Below are 25,475 nucleotides of genomic sequence, written 5' to 3'. Positions count from 1 at the left end.
GACGACCACCTGCGGGGTGACCGTCACCGCTTCGCACCCGCCGTCGCGCCGAACCGCAGGGCCTCCGCGTACGCCTCGTCCGGGTCGAGCCGCCGCAACTCCTCGGCGATCAGCTCCGCCATGGTGCGCCGGTTCAGCGCCACGCTCCGGTCCGGCTGACCCGGCACCGCCAGCTTCGCCAGCGAGCCCGTCGGCCGGTCCAGACAGATCGTGCCGTCCTCGGTGACCAGCCGCACCGCCGTGATGCCGGGACCGGGTGTCACCACCCGCTCCACCGGGACGCCGAGCCGCTGCGCCAGCCACAGCGCCAGCAACTCGGTCGACGGATTGTGCTCCTCACCCTCCACCACGGCCGCGTCGATCCGGCCGTGCTTCTGGTCGAGCGCCGCCGCCAGCACGCTGCGCCACGGGGTGATCCTGGTCCACGCCAGATCCGTGTCGCCCGGCGAATACACCTCGGCCCGTTTCCCGAGCGCCGCCACCGGGTCATCGGTCGCCGCGGCGTCCATGATCCGCCGCTGCGCCAGCGTTCCCAGCAGATCGCGCTCCGGGTGCGCCGGAGTGTCCTGCGGCCACCACACCACCACCGGGGCGTCCGGCAGCAGCAGCGGCAGCACCACGCTGTAGGCGTGCGCCGACAGCTCGCCGTGCAGCCGCAGCAGTACGGTCTCGCCGCTGCCGGTCTCCCCGCCGACCCGCACCTCGGCGTCCAGATGGGCGCCCGCGTGGTCCCGGGAGGTCCGTCCCGGCCGCCGGATGACGACCAGGATCCGCGACGGGTGCTCCGTGGACGCCTCGCTGGCCGCCTTCAGAGCGTCGTAGTGGTTGCCCTCGTCGGTGACGATGACAAGGGTCAGCACTATGCCCACCGCCGGGGTTCCCGTTGCCCGCCGCGCCCGGACCAGGGCGGCGTTGATCTGACTGACTGTGGTGTCGGTGAGGTCGATCTTCATGGGCGCCGCCAGCTCCGTCCGTCCAGCGCGAGCATGTCATCGGCCGCCTTGGGGCCCCAGGTGCCGGCCGGATACGGCTCGGGGCTGCCGTGTGCGGCCCAGAACTCCTCGACCGGGTCGAGGATCTCCCAGGAGCGCTCCACCTCCTGGTGCCGGGGGAACAGGTTGGCGTCCCCGAGCAGCACATCCAGGATGAGGCGCTCGTACGCCTCCGGGCTGGACTCCGTGAACGACTCGCCGTACGCGAAGTCCATCGTCACATCCCGGATCTCCATCTGGGTACCGGGCACCTTGGACCCGAACCGGATGGTGACACCCTCGTCCGGCTGCACCCGGATCACCAGCGCGTTGTTGCGCAGCTCCTGGGTGTCGGTGGCGTCGAAGGGCGAGTACGGGGCGCGCTGGAAGACCACCGCGATCTCGGTGACCCGGCGGCCGAGCCGCTTGCCGGTGCGCAGATAGAACGGCACCCCGGCCCAGCGCCGGTTGTCGATCTCCAGCTTGACCGCCGCGTAGGTGTCGGTCACCGACTTGGGGTCGATGCCGTCCTCCTCCAGATACCCGGCCACCTTCTGGCCGCCCTGCCAGCCGCCCGTGTACTGGCCGCGCACCGTGTGCCGGGCCAGGTCCTGCGGCAGCCGCACGGCGCTGAGCACCTTCAGCTTCTCGGCGACCAGCGACTCGGCGTCGAAGCCCGAGGGCTCCTCCATCGCGGTCAGCGCGAGCAGCTGGAGCAGGTGGTTCTGGATGACGTCCCGGGCGGAGCCGATGCCGTCGTAGTAGCCGGCCCGGCCGCCGATGCCGATGTCCTCGGCCATGGTGATCTGTACGTGATCGACGTACGACCGGTTCCACAGCGGCTCGAACAGGGTGTTGGCGAACCGCAGCGCCAGGATGTTCTGGACGGTCTCCTTGCCCAGGTAGTGGTCGATGCGGAAGACCTCGTGCGGCGCGAACACGTCGTGCACCACGGCGTTCAGGTCCTGCGCGGACGCCAGATCGTGCCCGAAGGGCTTCTCGATCACCGCCCGCCGCCAGCTGTCGCCCCGCCCCTCGGACAGGCCGTGCTTCTTGAGCTGGCGCACCACGGTGGGGAAGAACTTCGGCGGTACGGACAGGTAGAAGGCGAAGTTGCCGCCGGTGCCGCGCTCCTTGTCCAGCTCCTCGATCGTGGTGCGCAGCGTGTCGAAGGCCACGTCGTCGTCGAAGGCGCCGGGCACGAAGCGCATCCCCTCGGCCAGCTGCTTCCACACCTCCTCACGGAAGGGGGTGCGGGCATGCTCCATCACCGAGTCGTGGACGACCTGGGCGAAGTCCTCGTGCTCCCAGTCCCGGCGGGCGAACCCCACCAGGGAGAAGCCCGGGGGCAGCAGACCCCGGTTGGCGAGGTCGTACACGGCCGGCATGAGCTTCTTGCGGGACAGATCGCCGGTGACCCCGAAGATCACCAGGCCCGACGGCCCCGCGATGCGCGGGAGCCGCCGGTCCTGGGGGGTGCGCAGCGGGTTGGTACGGACGCCGGGGGTCTGCCCGGCGTCCGACGCGTTCGCAGCTGAGCCGCTCACCGTCGCTCAGACCTCCCCGCCGGCGAGCCGGTCGAGTTCGGCCTGGGTGGAGTCGAGCAGCGCGGTCCACGCCGACTCGAACTTCTCCACGCCCTCGTCCTCCAGCAGCTGCACGACCTCGTTGTACGAGATGCCGGCCGCGGCGAGCGCGTCCAGGTCGGCGCGGGCCTGCTCGTAGGTGCCGGCGATGGTGTCGCCGGTGATCTGCCCGTGGTCCTCGGTGGCCTTGAGGGTGGCCTCCGGCATGGTGTTGACGGTGCCGGGGGCGACCAGCTCGGTCACGTACAGGGTGTCGGGGTAGGCGGGGTCCTTCACGCCGGTGGAGGCCCACAGCGGGCGCTGCTCATTGGCGCCGGCCTTGGCGAGGGCGCGCCAGCGGTCGGTGCCGATGACCTCCTCGTACGCCTGGTAGGCGAGCCGGGCGTTGGCCAGCGCCGCCTTGCCGCGCAGCGCCTTGGCCTCTGCGGTGCCCAGCGCGTCCAGGCGTGCGTCGATCTCGGTGTCGACCCGGGAGACGAAGAAGGACGCCACGGAGTGGATGGTGGTGATGTCCAGGCCCTTGGCCCTGGCCTGCTCCAGGCCGGTCAGGTAGGCGTCCATCACCTCGCGGTAGCGCTCCAGGGAGAAGATCAGCGTGACGTTGACGCTGATGCCCCGGGCGATGGTCTCGGTGATGGCGGGCAGCCCGGCCGCGGTGGCGGGGATCTTGATGAATGTGTTGGGCCGCTCGACCAGCCAGGCCAGCTGCTTGGCCTCGGCGATGGTGGCCTCGGTGTGGTGCGCCAGGCGGGGGTCCACCTCGATGGAGACCCGGCCGTCCCGGCCGCCGGTCGCCTCGTACACCGGGCGCAGCACATCGGCGGCGTCGCGTACGTCGGCGGTGGTGATCATGCGGACGGCCTCTTCGACCGTGACCTTGCGGGTGGCGAGGTCGGCGAGCTGGCTCTCGTAGCCGTCGCCGCCGGAGATCGCCTTCTGGAAGATCGCCGGGTTGGTGGTCACCCCGACGACGTGCTGCTGGTCCAGCAGCTCGCCGAGGTCGCCGGACGTGATGCGCTTGCGCGACAGGTCGTCCAGCCAGATCGCGACACCCTCCTCGGAGAGCCGCTTGAGTGCGTCGGTCATGGAAATCGCATCTCCTGCTTATTGCGTGTCTATCGGTGTCAGCGCTCTGCGGCGGCCAGGGATTCCCGGGCCGCCTGAGCGACGGCCTCCGGGGTGATCCCGAACTCCCGGTAGAGCGTGAGGTAGTCGGCGGAGGCGCCGAAGTGCTCCAGCGAAACGATCCGTCCGGCGCTGCCCACGTAACGGTGCCAGGTCAGCCCGACCCCGGCCTCCACCGCGACCCGGGCCGCCACGACCGGCAGCAGCACATGGTCGCGGTAGGACTGATCCTGCTCCTCGAACCACTCCACGCACGGCATCGACACCACGCGGGTGGGGATGCCCTCGGCCTGGAGCACCTCGCGGGCGGCGACCGCGAGCTGGAGCTCGGAGCCGGTGCCGATGAGGATGAGGCGCGGGGTGCCGCCCTCGGCCTCGGTGTGGATGTAACCGCCGCGCACGGTGTTCTCGTTGGGCGCGTAGGTCGGCACGTTCTGCCGGGTGAGGGCCAGGCCGTGCGGGGCCGGGTGGGTGGTGTACCGCTCAAGGATCTCGCGCCACACCAGCACGGTCTCGTTCGCGTCGGCCGGCCGGACGATGTTCAGGCCCGGGATGGCGCGCAGCGCGGACAGGTGCTCCACCGGCTGGTGGGTGGGGCCGTCCTCGCCCAGGCCGATGGAGTCGTGCGTCCACACGTACGTGACGGGCGCCTTCATCAGCGCGGCGAGCCGCACGGCGGGGCGCATGTAGTCGGAGAACACCAGGAAGGTGCCGCCGTAGACGCGGGTGTTGCCGTGCAGGGCGATGCCGTTCATCGTCGAGCCCATGGCGTGCTCGCGGATGCCGAAGTGCACGGTGCGGCCGTACGGGTCGGCCTCCGGCAGCGGGTTGCCCGCGGGGAGGAAGGAGGAGCCGGCGTCGATGGTGGTGTTGTTGGAGCCGGCCAGGTCGGCGGAGCCGCCCCACAGCTCCGGGACGACCGGGCCCAGCTCGGCGAGCACCTTGCCGGACGCCTTGCGGGTGGCGACGTCCTTGCCGGCCGGGAAGGACGGCAGCGCCTTCTCCCAGCCTTCGGGCAGCCGGCCGGTGCGGATCCGGTCGAACTCGGCGGACCGCTCCGGGTTGGCCGCGCGCCAGGTGGCCAGCTCCGCCTCCCAGGCGGCGCGCGCCTGCTGACCGCGGACGGTGGCGGCCCGGGTGTGGGCGAGCACCTCCGGGGCGACCTCGAACGTCTTGGTGGGGTCGAAGCCCAGGACTTCCTTGGTGGCGGCCACCTCGGCGTCGCCCAGCGCCGAGCCGTGCGCGGCCTCGGTGTTCTGCGCGTGCGGGGCCGGCCAGGCGATGATCGAGCGGGCCGCGATGATGGAGGGCCGGTCGGTGACCGCCTGGGCGGCGAGCAGCGCCTCGTGCACGGCCTTCGGGTCGAGGTCGCCGTTCTCCTGCGGGGCGATCCGCTGGATGTGCCAGCCGTACGCCTCGAAGCGGGCCAGGGTGTCCTCGGAGATCGCCGTCTCGGTGTCACCCTCGATGGAGATGTGATTGTCGTCCCACAGCAGGACGAGGTTGCCGAGCTTCTGATGCCCGGCCAGCGAGGCGGCCTCCGCCGAGACACCCTCCTGGAGGCAGCCGTCACCGGCGAACACCCAGATGGTGTGGTCGAACGGGGAAGTGCCGGGCGCCGCCTCCGGGTCGAACAGGCCGCGCTCGTACCGGGCGGCCATCGCCATGCCCACCGCGTTCGCCACGCCCTGGCCCAGCGGCCCGGTGGTGGTCTCCACCCCCACGGTGTGCCCGTGCTCGGGGTGCCCCGGGGTACGGCTGCCCCAGGCGCGGAAGGACTTCAGATCGTCCAGCTCCAGGCCGTACCCGGCCAGGAACAGCTGGATGTACAGCGTGAGGCTGGTGTGGCCCACGGACAGCACGAAGCGGTCCCGGCCGGTCCAGTCCGGCTCGGAGGGGTCGTGCCGCAGCAGCTTCTGGAACAGCACGTAGGCGGCGGGCGCCAGGGACATCGCCGTGCCGGGGTGGCCGTTCCCGACCTTCTGTACGGCGTCCATGGCCAGAACACGAACGGTGTCGACGGCCCGCTGGTCCAGCTCGGTCCAGTCGAGGGCTGAGGTGGTCGGCTTGGTGCTCACCCTGCGTCAGGGCTCCTCTCCGCGGTCGATAGGTCCGGTGATGCGTTCTCCCACCGGAAGCGGCGCGAGGCTCACCGGGCGGTGCCGAGCCTACCTCTGGCGGGCGGGGGTCCTGTGGCCGCGTTCGTCCAGTGGGCGGGCGGTGCGCGGCGGCGTTGCCGGCGGTGGCCCGGACGGTGGTACGGACAGTGGCGGACGGTGGTGGTGCTGACGCGCACCACCTTCCCAGGGCGTACCGCGCCATCGCACGCGGCGCGCCCGGCCCGGGCCGACCCCGAAGACAAGGTGGGTATCTCGGGCGTCTAGAGTGACGGTGTTCATGTGAGGGGCGTCCATGAGCGGTCGGCGGCGAATCCGCCGCGTCGCCGGAGCCCCGACGCTGATCTCGCAGAATCAGGGGTGTCCGTGACGGCCGTCGATTCCCGTCCGGTGGCAGAGCGCGGTACTGGCTCCGGCCAGTGGACGCGTAAAGCCCGGATCAGTGCGTTCATCGCGCTGACCAAGCCCCGCGTCATCGAGACTCTGCTCATCACCACCATCCCGGTGATGTTCCTCGCGGAGCAAGGGGTTCCCGACCTCTGGTTGGTGATCGTTACCGTTACGGCGGGTTACCTGTCGGCGGGCGGCGCCAACGCGCTCAACATGTTCTACGACCGGGACATCGACGCGCTCATGCACCGCACGTCGAACCGGCCGCTGGTCACCGGAATCGTGAGCCCCGCCGAATGCCTGGTCTTCGGCATCACCCTCGCGGTGCTCTCCACCGCGATGTTCGGCCTGCTGGTCAACTGGCTGTCCGCCGCGCTGGCACTGGGCGCGCTGCTGTTCTACGTGTTCGTCTACACGATGGGGCTCAAGCGGCGCACCGCGCAGAACATCGTGTGGGGCGGCATCGCCGGCTGCATGCCGGTGTTCATCGGCTGGTCCGCCGTCACCGACTCGCTGTCCTGGGCCGCCGTCATCCTCTTCCTCATCATCTTCTTCTGGACCCCGCCGCACTACTGGCCGCTGTCCATGAAGGTCCGCGAGGACTACGCCCGGGCCGGCGTGCCCATGCTGCCGGTCGTCGCCAGCAACAAGGTGGTGGCCCGGCAGATCGTGGTCTACAGCTGGGTCATGGTCGCCGTCTCCCTGCTGCTGTGGCCGCTGGGGTACGTGGGATGGTTCTACACGGCGGTCGCGCTGCTCACCGGCGGGTGGTGGCTGTGGGAGGCCCACGCGCTCCAGGCCCGCGCCCGGGCCGGGATCACCGGCGCCAAGCTCAAGGAGATGCGGCTCTTCCACTGGTCGATCACCTACGTCTCGCTCATCTTCATCGCGGTGGCGATCGACCCCTTCGTGGGATGACGCGGGTGGGGCCGGCCCGGTCGAGCCGGCCCGCACGGCCCGCACCGCATCAGCCGGTGAGGGAGTACCACTTCTGGAAGTTGCCGCCATTGCAGCTCTGGGTGTACGCCAGCCCGGCGTCGTTGCTGTCCAGGCAGTTGCCGGTGGCCTGATTCACCACGATGTACTGATCCGCGCTGCGCCGCCAGCCCTGGTGGAGGCTGTTGTACACACAGGTGGTGGTGGTCAGGCGCACCGCATGACCGCTGTAGCCGTACAGACACTGGCCGGTGGCCACATTCATCAGCTCAAGATTTCCCACCGGCTGCCACCGCTGGTTATTGCTGTTGTTACAGGTCGCCGTGTAGACGGCGCTGGACGAATTGCCCTCCAGACACTTCCAGGTCGCGAAATTCAGGAACTGGATTCCGGTCGCGGCAATCCCGGACTGCTCCTGCGCGGCCGGCGCCGCCACCGGTTCCGACGCCGCGGCCGACCCCGGAAGCAAGCCGGTGAGCAGGGCACCGAGCCCCAGAACACCGGCGGCGACACGCATGCGGGCAGCGCCGGACGTCTTCTTCTCCGTCATTGATCCTTGTCCATTCATAGGGGTATTGACCCGGATTCACCGGGAGTGGGGGAAATCCACACCCGGAACAACTCTGACCTGCGTCCCCCGGTGCAACAAGAGCCTCAGCGGGTACATCTCCGACGCCTTCGAGCGCAATCCCCGAACGAACGGGCAGACCTCCCAAGGCGCTCTTGACCACCGACCGGTGGGGGTGTTCCGGTCCCGAATACCGGGAAGTAGCATGCCGGGCATGACCCCAACCCCCGCCACCGACCGGCACGCACAGCGGCTCACCCGGCGGCTCGCCCGACAGACAGCCGCGTTCGCCCGCTCGCACGGCGGCTCCGCCGAGGCCACCATCAGCCACCTCGGCGAACGCGGCGTCCGCATCGTCCTGGTCGGCGCCGACGGCGGCTGGGGCGACCTGATGGCACCGGATCGCGCCACCGCCGAGCAGGCCCTGGAGGCGGCCGGCATCACCCCGCAGGACGACTTCGACGCCCCGCTCGCCGCCAAGGTGCGCACCGGCCGCTATGAATGGACCCGCATGGCGGGCCTCCAGATCGGCGGACCCCGCAATACCTGAAAGCGGTTTCGGGCGTTAGGCGGAATATGCACACCTCGCCCCTGGTGGATCAGCACAGCCACGGCGTGCTCCACGGCGAACTGGGCCTCGGCACCTTCGAGCGGCAACTCGCCGCCGCGCTCGGCGGCCCCGCCGGCACCGGGAGTTCCTACGACACCACCACCGGGCTGGCCCTGCGCCGCTGGTGCCCCCCACTGCTCGGGCTGCCCCCGCACACCACCGCCGTACGGTATCTGGCCCGGCGCCGCGAACTCGGCGCGTACGCCGCCTCCCGCGCGCTGCTGCGCGGCAGCGGCATCCACACCTACCTCGTGGACCCCTCGATACCCGGGGAGGACCGGGAAGCCGAAGCGGTGACCGACGTCGGCGAACTCGGCGCCGCCGCCGGCGCCCGGGCCCACGAACTGGTCGCCCTCGCCGCGCTGGCCGGCCGGGTCGCCGACCGGGGCGGGGGCGTCCGCACCTTCACCCAGGACTTCGCCCAGGCGCTGCACGGCGCCGCCCGCCGCGCCGTCGCCTTCGTGTGCGACGCCGCGACGCTGCGCGGCGACGGCGCCCCGCCCGAACCCGCCGAGGTACGCCGCGCCGCCGGCCGCTGGCTGGCCTGCGGCCGGCACCGTACCGAACCGGCCCTGACCGGCCATCTGCTGTGGGCCGCGCTGGCCTGCGGGCTCCCCGTACAAGTGCGGTGCGCCGACCCGGCGCCGCTGATCCCGCTGCTGCGCGCGACCGCCGGCCTGGCGATCATCGTGCTGCTGCCGAGCAGGCCGCACCACGAGGCCGCGGCCCGACTGGCCGCGGCCTTTCCGCATGTCTACGCCGATGTCGGCCCCGACCCGGCCCTCACCCTGACCCGGGCGCCGTTCGGCAAGCTGCTGTTCTCCACCGGGGCGCGCGGCCTGCCCGAGCTGCATGTGGTGCGGGTCCGGCAGTACCAGCGGGCCATGGCGCGGCTGCTGGGGGAGTGGATCACCCAGGGCGAATGCTCGCGGTCCGACGCCCGGCGGATCGCCGACCGGATCAGCGGCGGCACCGCCCGGCGGCTCTACCGGCTGGAGGAGCGGCCGGACCGGGAGGACCGGGAGGACCGGGCTGGTCAGGCGGGTCAGGCTGGTCAGGCGGGCTGAGGCTCCTTCGCCCGCTCATCGGCGGACGGCTCGCCCCGCACCCCGGCACCCGGCGCGACACCCCGCTCACGGGTGGACAGCAGCAGCCGCAGCACCGCGATCCACACCAGGGCAGACCCCAGCATGTGGAGCCCGACCAGCCACTCCGGCTCGTTCAGCGCGTACTGCACATAGCCGATCGCGCCCTGGGACAGCACCACCAGCAGCAGATCGCGGGACCGGGCGCGCGGCCCGGCCGGGGCGTCCAGCAGCCGCAGCCCCAGCCAGATCGCCAGCGCGCCGAGCGCCACCGACCAGGCCAGCATCGAGTGCACCCGGGTGACGGTCTCCCAGTCGAACGGCATCCGCTCGATGTCGCTGCTGTCCCCCGCGTGCTTGCCGCTGCCGGTCACGGCGGTGCCGGCCACCAGCAGCACGCCGGTGAGCACGGTCAGCCCGAGCACGGCCCGGCGCACCGGCACGCCGACCAGCGGGCGCGGCGGATCGTCGCCCTCGCGAGCCCGCAGCCAGGTGAGGGTGGTGGTGGTCAGCAGTGCCATCGCGGCCAGGAAGTGGCCGGCGACGACGTACGGGTTCAGCTCGGTGAGGACCGTGATGCCGCCGACGACACCATTGCTCATCACCATCCAGAACTGGGCCCAGGCCATCCGGGTCAACGGGCGGCGGCGGGGCTTGGCGGCCCGGGCGGCGATGATGGTCCAGCCGACGGCGGCGCTGACCACGTACGTCAGCATCCGGTTGCCGAACTCGATCAGCCCGTGCACCCCCTGCTCGGCGGTGGTGGTGAGCGAGTCGTCCGTGCACTTGGGCCAGGTGTCGCAGCCGAGCCCGGAGCCGGTGAGCCGGACGGCGCCGCCGGTGACGATGATGAGCACGCTCATCACCAGGGCGGTGAGCGCGGCGCGGCGCACGGTCTCGGGGCGCGGGGTCCAGCGCTCGGCGATGTAGGCGAGGGGGTTTCGCACTGCTTTCAGCACCCGCTCATGGTAGGCCCCGAGCTTGTGCGCGTTTTCACGAGGGGGTCATTCCCAGCGGAAGAAGCGCGCGGCGGCGGTGAGGGAGACCACCGACCAGGCGGCGAGGACGCCGGCCTGGGCCCAGGGCATCGCGGCGCCGTCCTGGAGGACGTCACGCAGGCCGGTGGACAGGGCACTGACCGGGAGCAGTTCGAGGACGGCGCGCAGCGCGTCGGGGAAGTTCGCCAGCGGGACGACGACGCCACCGCCGAGCAGCAGCAGGATGAAGACCAGATTGGCGGCGGCCAGGGTGGCCTCGGCGCGCAGCGTACCGGCCATCAGCAGCCCCAGCCCCGAGAAGGCGGCGGTGCCCAGCAGCATCAGCACGGCGGGGGCCAGCGGATTGCCGCGCGGGGACCAGCCGAGGGCGAACGCGGTGGTGGTGAGCAGCGCCGTCTGAAGCGCGAGGGTGACCAGTACGGCGCAGGTCTTGCCGCACAGCAGGCCCCAGCGGGGCAGCGGGGAGGCGCCGAGCCGCTTGAGGACGCCGTACCGCCGCTCGAAGCCGGTGGCGATCGCCTGGCCGGTGAAGGCGGTCGACACCACCGCCAGGGCCAGGATGCCGGGGGCGAGGAAATCGACGCGGTCGCCGTCACCCGTGTCGACGATCCGCACCGCGCTGAACAGGACGAGGAGGAGGGTGGGGATGATCACGGTGAGCAGCAGTTGCTCGCCGTGCCGCAGCATCATCCGGGTCTCCAGAGCGGCCTGGGCGGCGATCATCCGGGACAGCGGGGCGGCGGCGGGCCGGGGGGCGAGAGCGGCGGGCTCCGTGGTGGTGGTCGTCATGACCGCAGCTCCTTGCCCGTCAGTTCGAGAAAGACATCTTCCAGGGTGTGCCGACGGGTGGTGATGCGGTCCGGCAGGACGCCGTGCTGCGCGCACCACGCGGTGACGGTGGCCAGCAGCCGGGGGTCGATCTCGCCCGAGACCCGGTACGTACCGGGGGTCGGCTCACTGACATCGCTGCCCGCCGGGAGGGCGGCCTTGAGAGAGGTGACATCGAGCGCGGGCGGGCCGCCGAACCGCAGCGTGTCGGCGGCGCCGCCCTGGCAGAGGGCGGTGGGGGTGCCGTGCGCGATGACCTTGCCGGCGTCGATGATGGCGACCTCGTCGGCCAGTTCCTCGGCCTCGTCCATGAAATGGGTGGTGAGGACGGTGGTGACGCCGGCGGCGCGCAGCTCGCGCACCAGCTCCCAGGTGGCGTGCCGGGCCTGTGGGTCGAGGCCGGCGGTGGGCTCGTCCAGGAAGACCAGCTCGGGGCGGCCGACGACGGCGAGCGCGAGCGCGAGGCGCTGACGCTGGCCGCCGGAGAGCCGGCGGTAGGGGGTACGGCCGCAGGAGGCGAGACCGAGCCGCTCGGCGAGCGCGTCGACGTCCAGGGGGTGCGCGTACAGGGCGGCCATGTGCCGCAGCATCTCCAGGGCGCGGACACCCGGGTAGACGCCGTCGCTCTGGAGCATGACCCCGATCCGGGGACGGAGGGCGGCGGCGTCGGCGGGGGCGTAGGGGTCGAGCCCGAGCACCTTCAGGCTGCCGCCGTCGGGCCGCCGGTACCCCTCGCACGCCTCGATGGTGGTGGTCTTGCCCGCCCCGTTGGGCCCGAGCACGGCGGTGACTGACCCGCGGGCGACGGTGAGATCGAGCCCGTCGACGGCGGCGACCTCGCCGTACCGCTTGACCAACCCCACGGCTTCCACGGCCGCCCCGGCCCCTGCGGTCTGCATGGGACCGAGTCTAGGTCCCGCCCACCCACCCGATCCCAGCCCCCCTGTGCCGGGCCTTCGGCTGTGCCGGGCCTTCGGCTGTGCCGGGCCTTCGGCTGTGCCGGGCCTTCGGCTGTGCCGGGCCTTCGGCTGTGCCGGGTGTTCCCTTGTCGCGTCTTTGTGGCGGTACCACCGGCCCGCCCGCCCACCCCTGTCCCGGGTCCGGAACAGGGGTGGGCGGGCGGGCACTGCTCCGTTACGGCTGCGGCAGCAGCTTCGTGCCGGCCGCCGTCAGACGCACCGGCGCCCCCGTGCGGGCCGACTCGTTGGCGGCCACTCCGGTCAGCACGCTGCGGATGCCGTCGCGGTAGCCGGCCTGCCGGGCCAGCGGGTCGTTGTCGGGGCCGCGGAAGACGTCGTTCAGCAGCAGCCGGTCGCCGCCGCCGTGGCCGCCCTCGCCCTGCGGGATCTCGATCTCCTCGGCCTCCTTCCAGTGCTCCTGGAGCGTCAGCCGCTCCGAGACGCCCTCCGCCAGCGACTTGCTGGCCGCGGTCGGGTCGATCGCGGCGTGCGGCGGGGTCCACGCGCGCTCCACCACCTCCAGTTCGAGCCGGCCCTTGGTGCCGTTGAAGGTGGCCCGGTACCCCTCGTAGGGGGAGTGGGCGTTGAGCGAGTACGTCAGCAGCGCGCGGTTGTCGTACCGCACCAGCACCGACATGTTGTCCTCGATGGTCACCCCGTCCGCGAACACGTCCTGGTCGCGGATGTAGCCGTCCTCGTGTTCGGCGTCCAGGTAGAGCGCCTTCAGCTTGGGGTCGATCGAGATGTCCAGGATGAACGGGTCGGAGCCCAGTCCCGGCGAGCCCTGCCCGCGCTCGGGCCGGTCGCCCGCCTGCTCGGCGCCGGCCGCGTCGCTGCCGTAGAAGCGCAGCTCGGTCTGGGAGAACACCAGCTCGGGGCTGGCCGCCAGCCACCAGTTGATCAGGTCGAAGTGGTGGGTGGACTTGTGCACCAGCAGCCCGCCCGACTCGTGCTTGCGGCGGTGCCAGCGGCGGAAGTAGTCCGCGCCGTGGATGGTGTCCAGCGCCCACTCGAAGTGCACCGAGGTGACGTCGCCGATCCGGCCGTCCGCGATGACCTGCCGTACCGCCGAGTTGCGCGGCGAGTAACGGTAGTTGAAGGTAACGATCAGCTGCCCCGGGTTGCGCTCGGCGGCCTCCGCGATCTTCGCGCAGCTCTCGGCGTCGATGGTCAGCGGCTTCTCCACCACCACGTCGCGGCCCGCGTCCAGCGCGGCGCACACGTACTGGGCGTGGGTGGAGTCCATGGTGGTGACCACGACCACGTCCGCCCGCTCCAGCAGCGCGTCGAAGGCGTCGGGGGTGAAGGTGGGCACCGCGTCCCGGCCGGCGGCGGTGATGAGCTGGTTGTAGTAGTCCATGCGGGTCCGGTTGATGTCGCAGAGCGCGGTGATCTGCCCGGTGTCGCTCCAGTCGCCCAGCAGCGCGTCGACATACATCTGTGCCCGGTTGCCGAGTCCGACGAAGGCGTAGCGGCGGGTCATCTGAGGGTTCTCCCTGGGAGTAGCGGTGGTACGGCCGACGGCCCGCGCACCCCGGCGGGGGGTACGCGGGCCGGCTCGGTGTTACTTGTTGAGGACGGAGTTGGCCTCGTTGACGAAGCCTTCGGCGGCCTGCTCGGGGCTCATCCGGCCGAAGATGACCTCCTGGCCGTAGCGCTCCAGCATGGCGGGCATCTCGCCGGCACCGTTGGGGTTGGCCTTCGGCGGGTCGTTCAGCTCGTCGGCGAGCGAGCCGATGAACTCCAGCGACCGCTGGTCGGTGTCGGACAGGCCGTCGCGGATCTGCGCCAGGACGGCCTCGTTACGGGGCAGCCCGCGGTCGGAGCCGATGATGGCGGCGGCATCGGGGTCGTTCACCAGGAAGTCGATCAGCTTGCCGGCCGCCTCCTGCTTCTTGCTGCTGCCGGCGACCGACCAGAACATGTTGGGCTGGAGGAAGTGCCCGCCGCTGACGGCGTCGGCGTTCTTGGGCATCCGCAGCAGCACGATCTCCGAGCCGGAGCCGGTGGTGATGGCGTTGAGCTGGTTGGACCACCACATGCCGAAGGCGCCCTTGTTGGTGGCGACCAGCGAGGTCTCCACGCCGGTGGAGCCGAGTTCGGTGCTGCGCGAGGCGTCGGGGGACGCCTGGGTGTCGATCAGGCCCTGCTGGTAGGCGTACCAGTCGGCGATGATGTCGGTGGAGATGCCGATCTTGCCGTTCTCGCCGTAGAAGGACTCGCCGTACTGGGCGCCGTAGATGTTGAGGTAGGCGTCGTTGAAGCTGAGCTGGGTGCCGTACACGCCGCCGCCGGTGGCCTCGGTGACCTGGGCGGCGATGTCCCGGTAGTCGTCCCAGGTCCAGGTGGTGTCGTCGGGCAGTTCGATGCCGGCCTCGTCCAGGACGGTCTTGTTGGCGGCGATGATGAACGCGTTGACGCCGGTGGGTATCGCGTACTGGGTGCCGTTGATGACTCCGGACTCCAGCAGCGCCTGGTCCAGGCCGCTGGTGTCCAGCAGCCCGTCGAGGTCGGCGAGCGCGCCGCGGGTGCCGAACTCGCCCATCCGGCGGATCTCGGTGGCGAAGACGTCGGGGGCGTCACCGGAGGCCATCTGGGTGGTGAGCCGGTCGTAATAGTTGTCCCAGTCGGAGAACTCGGGCTCGATCTTGATGTCCTGGTTCTTCTCCATGAACAGATCCAGGGCTTCCTCGGTCAGCGCCTGACGGGTGTCGTTGCCCCACCAGCTGACCCGCAGCGTGACCGTTCCGTCGCTGTTGGTGCCGCCGCCGCTGTCGCCGCCGCAGGCGGCCGTGAAGGTGAGGGCGCCGGCCATGAGGAGCGCCGAACAGAGCTTCGTCGCACCGTTCTTACTGCCGTTCACTAAGAACTCCTTGTCGATACCGATGACGCGAAAAGGGGGGACTACTTGAGGCCGGTGGTGGCGATGCCGCGCACCAGGTACTTCTGGCCGGCCAGGAAGAAGCCGAAGATCGGGCCGAGGGAGAGCACCGAGATGGCGAACATGGGGCCCCAGGAGGATTCGCCGCTGGAGTCCAGGAAGGTGCGCAGGGCCACCGGGACGGTGAACTTCTCGGGGTTGGTGAGGAAGATCAGCTGGCTGAGGAAGTCGTTCCAGGTCCAGATGAAGGTGAAGATCGCGGTGGTGGCCAGCGCGGGGGTGGACAGCGGCAGGATGATCCGGGTGAAGATCCGCCAGTGTCCGGCGCCGTCGATGGTGGCGGCCTCGTCCAGTTCCCGGGGCAGGGTGCGGATGAACTGCACCATCAGGAAGATGAAGAAGGCGTCGGTGGCCAGGAACTTCGGGACGATCAGCGGGTAGAAGGTGTTGATCCAGCCCAGGTCCGAGAACAGGATGTACTGCGGGACGATCACCACGTGCAGCGGCAGCATGATGGAGCCGAGCATCAGGGCGAACCAGAACTTCTTGAGCGGGAACTCCAGCCGGGCGAAGGCGTAGGCGGCCAGCGAGCAGGCCACCAGGTTGCCGATGATGGAGGCGAAGGTGATGATCGCCGAGTTCAGGAAGTAGTGGCTGAAGGGGTAGCGCAGCGCGTCCCAGCCGTTGCTGAAGTTCTCGAAGGTGACGCTGGAGGGCAGCAGTCCCGGCTCGCGGAAGATGAGTTCTTCGGGCTTGAGGGAGCTGGAGATCATCCACAGGATCGGGTAGAGCATCACCAGCCCGAACCCGATCAGCAGGATGTGCGTCAGGATGCGTTTGCCGGCCAGCGCGCCCAGCGCGCGGGCGAACAGGGTGTCGTTCAGCTCGCCCCGACCGGCTCCGGCGCGTGCGTCGGGGCGCGATTCGACGTTATTTGTCACTGTAGAACACCCAATACTTTGACATGAGGAAGTTCACTCCGGTCAGCGCCGCGATGATGAGGACCAGGACCCACGCCATCGCCGATGCGTAGCCCATCTCGAAGCTGTTGAAGCCCTTCTGATACACGTGCATCGTGTAGAGGAGCGTCGAGTCGGCCGGGCTGCCGTTGCCGCCGCTGATGACGAACGCCTGGGTGAAGGACTGGAAGGCGTTGATCAGCTGGAGGATCAGATTGAAGAAGATGATCGGGGACAGCAGCGGCAGGGTGATGGAGAAGAACTGCCGGGTCTTGCCGGCCCCGTCCAGGCTGGCGGCCTCGTAGTAGCTGGCCGGGATCTGCCGCAGGCCGGCCAGGAAGATGACCATCGGGGAGCCGAAGGTCCACACGTTGAGGATGATCAGGGTGCCCAGGGCCGTGTCGGGGTGGGAGACCCAGCCCATGCCCTCGATGCCGAAGATGCCCAGGAACGAGTTGACCAGGCCGTCGGCGCCGAAGATCTGCCGCCACAGGATGGCGATGGCCACGCTGGAGCCCAGCAGGGACGGCAGGTAGTAGACGGAGCGGTAGATGGGCAGTCCGCTCACGCCGCGGTCCAGCACCATCGCGAGCGCGAGCGCGAAGGCCAGTTGGAGCGGTACGGAGACGAAGACGTAGATCGCCGTGTTGGTGAGGGCCTTGATGAACCGCGGGTCGTCCTGGAACATCCGCGTGTAGTTGTCGAAGCCCACCCACTGGGAGTCGCCGATCAGGCTGTAGTCCGTGAAGGACAGATACAGCGAGCTCAGCAGGGGTCCGGCGGTGATGGCGATCAGGCCGACGAACCAGGGAAGCAGAAAGAGATAGGCGGTCAGGGACTCCTTGCGCCGCCGTTTGCGCAGCGCGCCCGTGGTGTCCGCCACGGGAGGGCGGTCAGTGGCGCCCGGTGGCCTGGGGCGCACCTGGGTGTCGGTCATGCGGGAGCGCTCCTTTCGAGGAGACGAGGGGCAGCACACCGAGCGTGTTGATGGGACGACGCGGGATCCGGGTTGTTGCTCCGTTAATACAACCGGTTGCAGCAGGCTGGTGTAACCGACAAGAAACGTCAAGGGTCTGGGCGGATTTTCATGGCAACCGATTGCAGGCTATGGTGACCGCCGTGACAGAGAGACGACTGTGGAGGGGGGCGGGCGCTCATGGCGGTGACCATCCGTGACGTGGCCCGAGCCGCCGGCGTTCATGTGTCCACGGTCTCCCGGACATTCTCGGCACCGAACCTGGTCAAAGTCGACACCCGGGAACGGGTTCTCGCGGCGGCGGCCGAGCTGGGCTACCGCCCCAACCAGGCGGCCCGCGCGCTGACCACCGGCGTGACCCACAACCTGGGGCTGATCGTCGCCGACATCGCCAACCCGTTCTTCCCGCCGCTGATCAAGTCCGCCCAGTCGTACGCCAGGGTGCGCGGCTATCAGGTGTTCGTGGCGGACACGGACGAGGATCCGCGCGCCGAGGAAGAGCTGATCTCGATCCTCGCCAAGCAGGTGGACGGGGTGGTGCTGGTCTCGCCCCGGCTGTCGAACGCCGCGATCACGGGGCTGAGCGCCGATCTGCCGTTCGTCGTGGTCAACCGCAATGTCAAGGGGCTGCCCGCGGTGCTGATGGACATCAGCAACGGGGCGGCGGCGGCCGTGGAGCATCTGGCCGGGCTCGGCCATCGCCGGCTGATGCTGCTGGGCGGCCCGCGCGGCTCGTGGACCAGCGAACAGATGCGGAAGTCGGCAGTGACGGCGGCCGAGCGGGCCGGTGCGAGGCTGGAGATCACCGGGCCGAACGCGCCGACCGAGCGGGGCGGGCAGCAGGCCGCCGCGATGGTGCTGGCGGCCGGTGCCACCGGGGTCATCGCGTACAACGATCTGATGGCCATCGGCACCATCGAAGGGCTGGCCGACAGCGGGGTCGGGGTGCCGGGCGAGGTCAGCGTGGTGGGAGTGGACGACACCATCGCCGGCCGGGTGAGCCGCCCCAAACTCACCTCCATCGCGATGCCGACCGAGGAGGCGGGCCGCTCGGCCGTTGATTTGCTCCTGCACGCGATCGACCTGCCCGGCGGGCGGGGCGCCGCCAAGACGACGCTGGAGACCGCGCTGGTGGTCCGCGAGTCGACCGCGCCCCCACCGCCACCCAAGTAAGGCAAGGCTTACCTATCCTTTGGCCCCCGTCCGGGGATACCGGGCGGGGGTTAGGTTTGCCTTACGTGATGAACCGCATTCGCGCAGGCCAGATCGCGGCTTGCTCGCTTTGCGGGAATTACGCAACAATGGCGTTGTGAAAAACGGCGAGGAGCGGCGTACGACGCCGGTGGCAGCGGATGCCGCCGGCGCCACCGCGTCGTTGCCAGGGCCGGACGGGGAGCAGCACGGCACCCGGCAGCGGGTGGCCCGCTCCATCCTCGACCACGGCCCCTCCACCGCCGCCGAGCTCGCCGACCGGCTCGCCCTCACCCAGCCCGCCGTACGCCGGCACCTGGACGCGCTGGCCGCCGACGGCATGGTCGAGGCCCGCGAGAAGCGGGTCTACGGCTCCCGGGGCCGCGGCCGGCCGGCCAAGGTCTTCGCGCTCACCGGCTACGGCCGGGACGCCTTCGACCACGCCTACGACGCGCTCGCCGTGGAGGCTCTCACCTTCATCGCCCGCGCCGCCGGCGGCGGGGAGCGCGGCGCCGCCGCCGTCCTCGACTTCGCCCGCGAGCGGGCCGCCGCCCAGGGCGAGCGCTACCGGCACCAGCTGGACGGCGTCAGCCCCCAGGGGCGTACCCGGGCACTGGCCGAGGCGCTCACCCAGGACGGGTACGCTGCGATGGCGCGCTCCGCACCCGGCGCGCCGGGGGAGCAGCTGTGCCAGCACCACTGCCCGGTGGCGCACGCCGCCGAGCGTTTTCCGCAGCTGTGCGAGGCGGAGGCCGAGGTCTTCTCCCGCCTGCTGGGCACCCATGTGCAGCGGCTCGCCACCATCGCGCACGGCGATGGCGTCTGCACCACCTTCGTCCCCTCCGCGCCACCGTCCGGCCAGCGGCCGTCACCGGCGGCGGAGACACCCACCACCGCGACACCAGGCACAGCCGGGAGGAACCCCGCATGACGCTCCCCACGGAGACCGCCCACCCCGAGCTCGACGGACTGGGCACCTACGAATACGGCTGGGCCGACTCCGACGCGGCCGGCGCCGCCGCCAAGCGCGGTCTGAGCGAGGCCGTCGTCGAGGACATCTCGGCGAAGAAGTCCGAGCCGGACTGGATGCTCAAGCTGCGGCTCAAGGGCCTGAAGCTGTTCGGCAAGAAGCCGATGCCCACCTGGGGCTCGGACCTCACCGGCATCGACTTCGACAACATCAAGTACTTCGTGCGCTCCACCGAGAAGCAGGCCACCAGCTGGGAGGACCTGCCGGAGGACATCAAGAACACCTACGACCGCCTCGGCATCCCGGAGGCCGAGAAGCAGCGTCTTGTCGCCGGTGTCGCCGCCCAGTACGAGTCGGAGGTCGTCTACCACCAGATCCGTGAGGACCTGGAGCAGCAGGGCGTCATCTTCCTGGACACCGACACCGCGCTCAAGGAGCACCCGGAGCTGTTCCAGGAGCACTTCGGCACCGTGATCCCGGCCGGCGACAACAAGTTCGCCGCGCTGAACACCGCCGTGTGGTCGGGCGGGTCCTTCATCTATGTGCCGCCGGGCGTGCACGTGGACATCCCGCTCCAGGCGTACTTCCGCATCAACACCGAGAACATGGGCCAGTTCGAGCGGACCCTGATCATCGTCGACGAGAACGCCTACGTGCACTACGTCGAGGGCTGCACCGCCCCGATCTACAACTCGGACTCGCTGCACTCGGCGGTCGTGGAGATCATCGTCAAGAAGGGTGGCCGCTGCCGTTACACGACCATCCAGAACTGGTCGAACAACGTCTACAACCTGGTGACCAAGCGGGCGGTGGCCTACGAGGGCGCCACCATGGAGTGGGTCGACGGCAACATCGGCTCCAAGGTCACCATGAAGTACCCGGCGATCTACCTGATGGGCGAGCACGCCAAGGGCGAGACCCTCTCCATCGCCTTCGCCGGCGAGGGCCAGCACCAGGACGCCGGCGCCAAGATGGTGCACATGGCGCCCAACACCTCCTCCAACATCGTCTCCAAGTCGGTGGCGCGCGGCGGCGGCCGTACCTCCTACCGGGGTCTGATCGAGATCGGCGAGGGCGCGGCGGGCTCCAAGTCCAATGTGCTGTGCGACGCGCTGCTGGTGGACACCATCTCCCGCTCCGACACCTACCCCTACGTCGACGTCCGCGAGGACGACGTGACCATGGGGCACGAGGCCACCGTCTCCAAGGTGAGCGACGACCAGCTCTTCTACCTGATGAGCCGCGGCCTGTCCGAGGACGAGGCGATGGCGATGATCGTGCGCGGCTTCGTCGAGCCGATCGCCAAGGAACTGCCCATGGAGTACGCCCTGGAGCTGAACCGGCTGATCGAGCTCCAGATGGAAGGCGCGGTCGGCTGACGCCACCCCGCAGCACCGCGTGAGCCGTTTCCCCTATTCAAGAGAGTGAGCACGACGAGACCCATGGCTGAGGCCCCAAGTAATCCGGTCGCGCTGGCGGCGGAGTCCACCGTCGCCACCCGGATGAGCGCCCCGCCGTCCTTCGAGGTGGCCGACTTCCCGGTGCCCACCGGCCGTGAGGAGGAGTGGCGCTTCACTCCTCTGGAACGGCTGCGCGGCCTGCACGACGGCACCGCCACCGCCGGCGGCAGCGTCAAGGCCGAGGTGACCGCGCCCGAGGGCTCCGGCGTCACGGTGGAGACCGTGAGCCGCGACGACGCCCGGGTCGGCAAGGCCGGTACCCCGGTGGACCGGGTCGCCGCGCAGGCGTTCAGCGCGGTGGAGAAGGCCACCGTGATCACCGTGCCCGCCGAGGCCGTGCTCGCCGAGCCGGTGCGGGTGGCCATCCACGGCCAGGGCGGCGTCACCTTCGGGCACACCGTCTTCGAGGTCGGCGCCTTCGCCGAGGTGGTCTTCGTCATCGACCACACCGGCGACACGGTGCGCGCCGCCAACGTCGACTTCGTGGTCGGCGACGGCGCCAAGGTGACCGTGGTCTCCGTCCAGGACTGGGACGCCACCGCCGTGCACTGCTCGCAGCACAACGCCCTGGTCGGCCGGGACGCCACCTTCAAGTCGGTGATCGTCACCTTCGGCGGCGACGTGGTACGCATCCACCCCCGGGTGTCCTACGCCGGCCCCGGCGGTGAGGCCGAGCTGTACGGCCTGTACTTCACGGACGGCGGCCAGCACCAGGAGCACCGGCTGCTGGTGGACCACTCCGCCCCCAACTGCCGCTCGAACGTGGCCTACAAGGGCGCGCTCCAGGGCTCGGACGCGCACGCGGTGTGGATCGGCGACGTGCTGATCCAGGCGGGCGCCACCGGCACCGACACCTACGAGCTGAACCGCAACCTGGTTCTCACCGACGGCGCCCGCGTCGACTCGGTCCCCAACCTGGAGATCGAGACCGGCGAGATCGCCGGCGCCGGCCACGCCAGCGCCACCGGCCGCTTCGAGGACGAGCAGCTGTTCTACCTGATGGCGCGCGGCATTCCGGAGGACGAGGCCCGCCGCCTGGTCGTCCGAGGCTTCTTCGCCGAGCTGATCCAGCAGATCGGCGTCCCCGACGTCGAGGAGCGGCTGATCGCCAAGCTCACCGCCGAGCTGGAGGCGTCCATCGCATGAGTGAGCCACAGGCACAGCCGGCCGCGGCCTATGTACGGGCCTGCGCGCTGGGGGACCTGGAGCAGGACACCCCCAAGCGCGTGGAGCTCGGCGGGGTGCCGGTGGCCGTGGTCCGTACCGAGGGCGAGGTCTTCGCGGTCCACGACATCTGCTCGCACGCCAATGTCTCGCTCTCCGAGGGTGAGGTGGAGGACTGCCAGATCGAGTGCTGGCTGCACGGCTCCAGCTTCGATCTGCGCACCGGCAAGCCCTCGGGCCTGCCGGCGACCCGCCCCATCCCCGTCTATTCCGTCAAGATCGAAGGAGACGGCCCCGGCGCCGCTGTGCTCGTCTCCGTCACCCAGGAGTCCTGAAGCACCCATGGCAACCCTTGAGATCCGCGACCTGCACGTCTCCGTCGACGCCGAAGGCGGCCCCACCGAGATCCTGCGCGGCGTCGACCTGACCGTGAAGCAGGGCGAGACGCACGCCATCATGGGCCCCAACGGCTCCGGCAAGTCCACCCTGGCCTACTCGCTGGCCGGCCACCCCAAGTACACCGTCACCGGCGGCACCGTCACCCTCGACGGTGAGGACGTCCTGGAGATGTCGGTCGACGAGCGCGCCCGGGCCGGTGTGTTCCTGGCGATGCAGTACCCCGTCGAGGTGCCCGGCGTCTCGGTCTCCAACTTCCTGCGCACCTCCGCCACCGCCGTCCGCGGCGAGGCACCCAAGCTGCGTACCTGGGTGAAGGAGGTCAAGGAGGCGATGGCCCGGCTGGAGATGGACCCCGCCTTCGCCGAGCGCAACGTGAACGAGGGCTTCTCCGGCGGTGAGAAGAAGCGGCACGAGATCCTCCAGCTGGAGCTGCTCAAGCCCAAGATCGCCATCCTGGACGAGACCGACTCCGGCCTGGACATCGACGCGCTGCGCATCGTGTCCGAGGGCGTCAACCGGGTGCGCGAGGCCGGCGAGTCCGGCACCCTGCTGATCACCCACTACACGCGCATCCTGCGCTACATCAAGCCCGACCACGTCCACGTCTTCGCGGGCGGCCGGATCGTCGAGTCGGGCGGCCCCGAGCTGGCCGACAAGCTGGAGGCCGAGGGCTACGAGGCGTACACGAAGGGCGGTGGCGTGTCATGACCGACACACGGGCGGGCCGCCCGGGGCTCCCGGCCGGCCTCCTGGACACCGAGGCGATCCGCAAGGACTTCCCCATCCTGGGCCGTACGCTCCACGACGGGAAGCGGCTGGTCTACCTGGACAACGCGGCCTCCTCGCAGAAGCCGCGCCAGGTGCTGGACGCGATGAACGACTACTACGAGCGGCACCACGCCAATGTGCACCGGGGGGTGCACGTCCTGGCGGAGGAGGCCACCGCGCTGTACGAGGGCGCCCGGGACAAGGTCGCCGCGTTCATCAACGCGCCCAGCAGGGACGAGGTGATCTTCACCAAGAACGCCTCGGAGTCGCTGAACCTGGTGGCCAACATGCTCGGCTGGGCCGATGAGCCCTACCGGGTGGACTCGGGCACCGAGATCGTCATCACGGAGATGGAGCACCACTCCAACATCGTGCCGTGGCAGCTGCTGGCGCAGCGCACCGGCGCGCAGCTGAAGTGGTTCGGGCTCACCGACGACGGCCGGCTCGATCTGTCGAACATCGATCAGATCATCACCGAGCGGACCAAGATCGTCTCGTTCGTGCTGGTGTCCAACATCCTCGGCACGCTCAACCCGGTGCGGGAGATCGTCCGGCGGGCGCACGAGGTGGGCGCGCTGGTGCTGATCGACGCCTCGCAGGCGGTGCCGCACGCGAAGCTGGACGTGCAGGCGCTGGGCGCCGACTTCGTGGCCTTCACCGGTCACAAGATGTGCGGCCCGACCGGCATCGGGGTGCTGTGGGGCCGCCAGGAGCTGCTGGAGGACCTGCCGCCGTTCCTGGGCGGCGGGGAGATGATCGAGACGGTGTCGATGCACTCCTCCACGTACGCCCCGGCGCCGCACAAGTTCGAGGCGGGCACGCCGCCGATCGCGCAGGCGGTCGGGCTCGGCGCGGCGGTGGACTATCTCAGCGGCATCGGGATGGACCGGATCGCGGCGCACGAGCACGCGCTGACCGAGTACGCGCTGGCCCGGCTGGCCGAGGTGCCGCAGCTGCGGATCATCGGCCCGGAGACGGCCGAGGACCGGGGCGCCGCCATCTCGTTCACGCTGGGTGACATCCACCCCCACGATGTGGGTCAGGTGCTGGACGAGCGGGGCATCGCGGTGCGGGTGGGCCACCACTGCGCGCGGCCGGTGTGTCTGCGGTACGGAATTCCGGCGACCACGCGAGCGTCGTTCTATCTGTACACCTCACCGGCTGAGGTGGATGCCCTGGTCGAGGGGCTTGAGTACGTTCGCGGGTTCTTCGGGTGAGGTACGCCGGCACATGAGACTGGAATCGATGTACCAGGACGTGATCCTGGACCACTACAAGCATCCGCACGGGCGCGGCCTGCGCCCGGGCGATGCCGAGGTGCACCACGTCAATCCGACCTGCGGGGACGAGATCACCCTGCGGGTGCGGATGGACGGGACCACCATCGGCGACGTCAGCTACGAGGGCCAGGGCTGTTCGATCAGTCAGGCGAGCGCCTCGGTGCTGAACGAGCTGCTGGTCGGCAAGGAGCTGGCGGACGCGCGGCGGATCCAGGAGACCTTTCTGGAACTCATGCAGTCCAAGGGCCGCCTGGAGCCGGACGACGCCATGGAGGAACTGCTGGAGGACGCGGTCGCGTTCGCCGGGGTCTCCAAGTATCCGGCCCGGGTGAAGTGCGCACTGCTGAGCTGGATGGCGTGGAAGGAAGCCACCGCCCAGGCTCTGAACGAGGAAGGGAGGGCGGCATGAGCGAGACCGCTGTGGAGATCTCACCCGCGAGCGAGGAGGAGATCCGCGAGGCGCTGTACGACGTCGTGGACCCCGAGCTGGGCATCGATGTGGTGAATCTCGGGCTGATCTACGGGATTCACGTCGACGAGGAGAACATCGCGACCCTCGACATGACGCTGACGTCGGCGGCGTGCCCGCTGACGGATGTCATCGAGGACCAGGCGAAGTCGGCCACCGAGGGGCTGGTGAAGGACCTGAAGATCAACTGGGTCTGGATGCCGCCGTGGGGCCCCGACAAGATCACCGACGACGGGCGCGAGCAGCTGCGCGCGCTGGGCTTCAACGTCTGAGGCGGTGACAGCCCGGTACGGGAGGCGGGGCCGGATGCCGGCCCCGCCTCCCGTTCTGCTTGCCGTCTCGCGCGTTCCTACGCGTGGTCGGCCAGCTGCTGGTGGCCCTGGACCCGGGCGCAGTGGGCGCAGCAGTACATGTGGCCGTCCGCCGTCTCCACCCCGTGCCCCATGATGCGGCACTGGCAGTTCTCGCAGATCGGGGCCATCCGCTGGATGGCGCACTCGAAGCTGTCGAAGACATGCACCTCGCCGGCGGCGCGCACCTCGAACGTCAGCTGGTAGTCGTTGCCGCAGACCTCGCACTGGGCCATGGTTTCTTCCTTCCTCAGCGATCACTCACGGTCAGGCTCAGGATGCGGGGGCGGCGCAGGGCCGATCCGATGGCGCGCGGGAGGGGTCACTCCGGTGGTTGTGGCCGGGCCGGGGCCGCCCCGGGCGGGCGCGGAGCGCCGCCGCCGCGCAGGGGGAGCGCCCCCACCAGGTCATGCGGGTCCTCGTCGTGCGGGTCCC

Annotated in this window: 25 protein-coding genes; 12 read left to right on the top strand and 13 right to left on the bottom strand. The window is 70.2% G+C overall.

Translation table 11 applies throughout. The features are described 5' to 3' along the window. Positions 1-23 precede the first annotated feature (23 nt). The 4 genes from opcA to tkt are packed head-to-tail and all read right to left on the bottom strand — an operon-like array spanning position 24 to position 5,760. Positions 24-953 (bottom strand): glucose-6-phosphate dehydrogenase assembly protein OpcA, encoded by a 930-nt coding sequence (gene opcA / locus AC5WRL_RS04230; protein WP_496086910.1) that lies wholly within the window; start codon positions 951-953, stop codon positions 24-26. Further along, positions 950-2,518, bottom strand: coding sequence for a glucose-6-phosphate dehydrogenase (gene zwf / locus AC5WRL_RS04225; RefSeq protein WP_496086909.1), 1,569 nt, complete (start codon positions 2,516-2,518; stop codon positions 950-952). The genes opcA and zwf overlap by 4 nt, the downstream gene beginning before the upstream one ends. Positions 2,519-2,524: 6 nt before the next feature. Further along, positions 2,525-3,643, bottom strand: a complete 1,119-nt coding sequence (gene tal, locus AC5WRL_RS04220) for a transaldolase (protein WP_496086908.1) — start codon at positions 3,641-3,643, stop codon at positions 2,525-2,527. Positions 3,644-3,681: 38 nt separating this feature from the next. Further along, positions 3,682-5,760 carry a transketolase gene (tkt, locus tag AC5WRL_RS04215; RefSeq protein WP_496086907.1) on the bottom strand — a complete coding sequence of 693 codons (2,079 nt, stop codon included), beginning with the start codon at positions 5,758-5,760 and terminating at the stop codon, positions 3,682-3,684. A 405-nt stretch (positions 5,761-6,165) separates the two neighbouring features. Here tkt and AC5WRL_RS04210 point away from each other — a divergent pair, with 405 nt between their 5' ends. After that, the gene (locus AC5WRL_RS04210) at positions 6,166-7,107 is read left to right on the top strand and encodes a heme o synthase (protein ID WP_496086906.1); all 942 of its coding nucleotides are present in this window, start codon (positions 6,166-6,168) and stop codon (positions 7,105-7,107) included. Between the two features lie 49 nt (positions 7,108-7,156). Here AC5WRL_RS04210 and AC5WRL_RS04205 read toward each other — a convergent pair whose 3' ends face one another. After that, positions 7,157-7,675, bottom strand: coding sequence for an RICIN domain-containing protein (locus AC5WRL_RS04205; RefSeq protein WP_496086905.1), 519 nt, complete (start codon positions 7,673-7,675; stop codon positions 7,157-7,159). A 232-nt stretch (positions 7,676-7,907) separates the two neighbouring features. Here AC5WRL_RS04205 and AC5WRL_RS04200 point away from each other — a divergent pair, with 232 nt between their 5' ends. After that, positions 7,908-8,243: a hypothetical protein gene (locus AC5WRL_RS04200; protein WP_496086904.1), complete on the top strand. Its 336-nt coding sequence runs from the start codon at positions 7,908-7,910 to the stop codon at positions 8,241-8,243. Positions 8,244-8,269: 26 nt separating this feature from the next. Further along, positions 8,270-9,370, top strand: a complete 1,101-nt coding sequence (locus tag AC5WRL_RS04195) for an amidohydrolase (RefSeq protein ID WP_496086903.1) — start codon at positions 8,270-8,272, stop codon at positions 9,368-9,370. Here the strand turns inward: AC5WRL_RS04195 and AC5WRL_RS04190 are convergent. The 7 genes from AC5WRL_RS04190 to AC5WRL_RS04160 form a co-directional block, all read right to left on the bottom strand. After that, the gene (locus AC5WRL_RS04190; RefSeq protein WP_496087511.1) at positions 9,358-10,344 is read right to left on the bottom strand and encodes a COX15/CtaA family protein; all 987 of its coding nucleotides are present in this window, start codon (positions 10,342-10,344) and stop codon (positions 9,358-9,360) included. The two genes, AC5WRL_RS04195 and AC5WRL_RS04190, sit on opposite strands and share 13 nt — an antisense overlap. Before the next feature lie 48 nt (positions 10,345-10,392). After that, complete coding sequence (locus AC5WRL_RS04185) at positions 10,393-11,175, bottom strand: ABC transporter permease (protein WP_496086902.1); 783 nt, start codon at positions 11,173-11,175, stop codon at positions 10,393-10,395. Beyond that, entirely contained in the window at positions 11,172-12,113 is a 942-nt protein-coding gene (locus AC5WRL_RS04180) for an ABC transporter ATP-binding protein (RefSeq protein WP_496086901.1), read from the bottom strand. The genes AC5WRL_RS04185 and AC5WRL_RS04180 overlap by 4 nt, the downstream gene beginning before the upstream one ends. A 235-nt stretch (positions 12,114-12,348) precedes the next feature. Then, positions 12,349-13,656 carry a Gfo/Idh/MocA family protein gene (locus tag AC5WRL_RS04175; RefSeq protein ID WP_496086900.1) on the bottom strand — a complete coding sequence of 436 codons (1,308 nt, stop codon included), beginning with the start codon at positions 13,654-13,656 and terminating at the stop codon, positions 12,349-12,351. An 81-nt stretch (positions 13,657-13,737) separates the two neighbouring features. Further along, positions 13,738-15,036 (bottom strand): ABC transporter substrate-binding protein, encoded by a 1,299-nt coding sequence (locus AC5WRL_RS04170; RefSeq protein WP_496086899.1) that lies wholly within the window; start codon positions 15,034-15,036, stop codon positions 13,738-13,740. 41 nt (positions 15,037-15,077) lie between these two features. After that, positions 15,078-15,995, bottom strand: coding sequence for a carbohydrate ABC transporter permease (locus tag AC5WRL_RS04165; RefSeq protein WP_496086898.1), 918 nt, complete (start codon positions 15,993-15,995; stop codon positions 15,078-15,080). Then, positions 15,985-16,950: a carbohydrate ABC transporter permease gene (locus tag AC5WRL_RS04160; RefSeq protein ID WP_496086897.1), complete on the bottom strand. Its 966-nt coding sequence runs from the start codon at positions 16,948-16,950 to the stop codon at positions 15,985-15,987. The genes AC5WRL_RS04165 and AC5WRL_RS04160 overlap by 11 nt, the downstream gene beginning before the upstream one ends. Before the next feature lie 240 nt (positions 16,951-17,190). On the opposite strand from AC5WRL_RS04160, the gene AC5WRL_RS04155 reads away from it, so the two are divergent. From AC5WRL_RS04155 to AC5WRL_RS04115, 9 genes are all read left to right on the top strand, one after another. Then, positions 17,191-18,162 carry a LacI family DNA-binding transcriptional regulator gene (locus AC5WRL_RS04155; protein WP_496086896.1) on the top strand — a complete coding sequence of 324 codons (972 nt, stop codon included), beginning with the start codon at positions 17,191-17,193 and terminating at the stop codon, positions 18,160-18,162. 136 nt (positions 18,163-18,298) lie between these two features. After that, positions 18,299-19,111, top strand: coding sequence for a helix-turn-helix transcriptional regulator (locus tag AC5WRL_RS04150; protein WP_496086895.1), 813 nt, complete (start codon positions 18,299-18,301; stop codon positions 19,109-19,111). Further along, entirely contained in the window at positions 19,108-20,529 is a 1,422-nt protein-coding gene (gene sufB, locus AC5WRL_RS04145; RefSeq protein ID WP_496086894.1) for a Fe-S cluster assembly protein SufB, read from the top strand. The genes AC5WRL_RS04150 and sufB overlap by 4 nt, the downstream gene beginning before the upstream one ends. A 63-nt stretch (positions 20,530-20,592) precedes the next feature. Beyond that, the gene (gene sufD / locus AC5WRL_RS04140) at positions 20,593-21,756 is read left to right on the top strand and encodes a Fe-S cluster assembly protein SufD (RefSeq protein WP_496086893.1); all 1,164 of its coding nucleotides are present in this window, start codon (positions 20,593-20,595) and stop codon (positions 21,754-21,756) included. Then, positions 21,753-22,109, top strand: a complete 357-nt coding sequence (locus AC5WRL_RS04135) for a non-heme iron oxygenase ferredoxin subunit (protein WP_496086892.1) — start codon at positions 21,753-21,755, stop codon at positions 22,107-22,109. Before sufD ends, AC5WRL_RS04135 begins: the two co-directional genes overlap by 4 nt. 7 nt (positions 22,110-22,116) lie before the next feature. Beyond that, a complete protein-coding gene (gene sufC, locus AC5WRL_RS04130) occupies positions 22,117-22,881 on the top strand; it encodes a Fe-S cluster assembly ATPase SufC (protein WP_496086891.1) in 765 nt (254 codons plus the stop codon). Continuing rightward, positions 22,878-24,158 (top strand): cysteine desulfurase, encoded by a 1,281-nt coding sequence (locus AC5WRL_RS04125; RefSeq protein ID WP_496086890.1) that lies wholly within the window; start codon positions 22,878-22,880, stop codon positions 24,156-24,158. The genes sufC and AC5WRL_RS04125 overlap by 4 nt, the downstream gene beginning before the upstream one ends. Positions 24,159-24,171: 13 nt before the next feature. After that, the gene (gene sufU, locus AC5WRL_RS04120; protein ID WP_496086889.1) at positions 24,172-24,630 is read left to right on the top strand and encodes a Fe-S cluster assembly sulfur transfer protein SufU; all 459 of its coding nucleotides are present in this window, start codon (positions 24,172-24,174) and stop codon (positions 24,628-24,630) included. Then, positions 24,627-24,962, top strand: a complete 336-nt coding sequence (locus AC5WRL_RS04115) for a metal-sulfur cluster assembly factor (protein WP_496086888.1) — start codon at positions 24,627-24,629, stop codon at positions 24,960-24,962. The genes sufU and AC5WRL_RS04115 overlap by 4 nt, the downstream gene beginning before the upstream one ends. Before the next feature lie 77 nt (positions 24,963-25,039). Here AC5WRL_RS04115 and AC5WRL_RS04110 read toward each other — a convergent pair whose 3' ends face one another. Next, entirely contained in the window at positions 25,040-25,276 is a 237-nt protein-coding gene (locus AC5WRL_RS04110) for a metallothionein (RefSeq protein ID WP_496086887.1), read from the bottom strand. Positions 25,277-25,475 lie beyond the last annotated feature (199 nt).

The sequence above is a fragment of the Streptomyces sp. NTD107 genome, assembly GCF_059510435.1.
The sequence above is the reverse complement of the archived record's forward strand: the minus strand, read 5'-3'. Positions and strand labels throughout refer to the sequence as shown.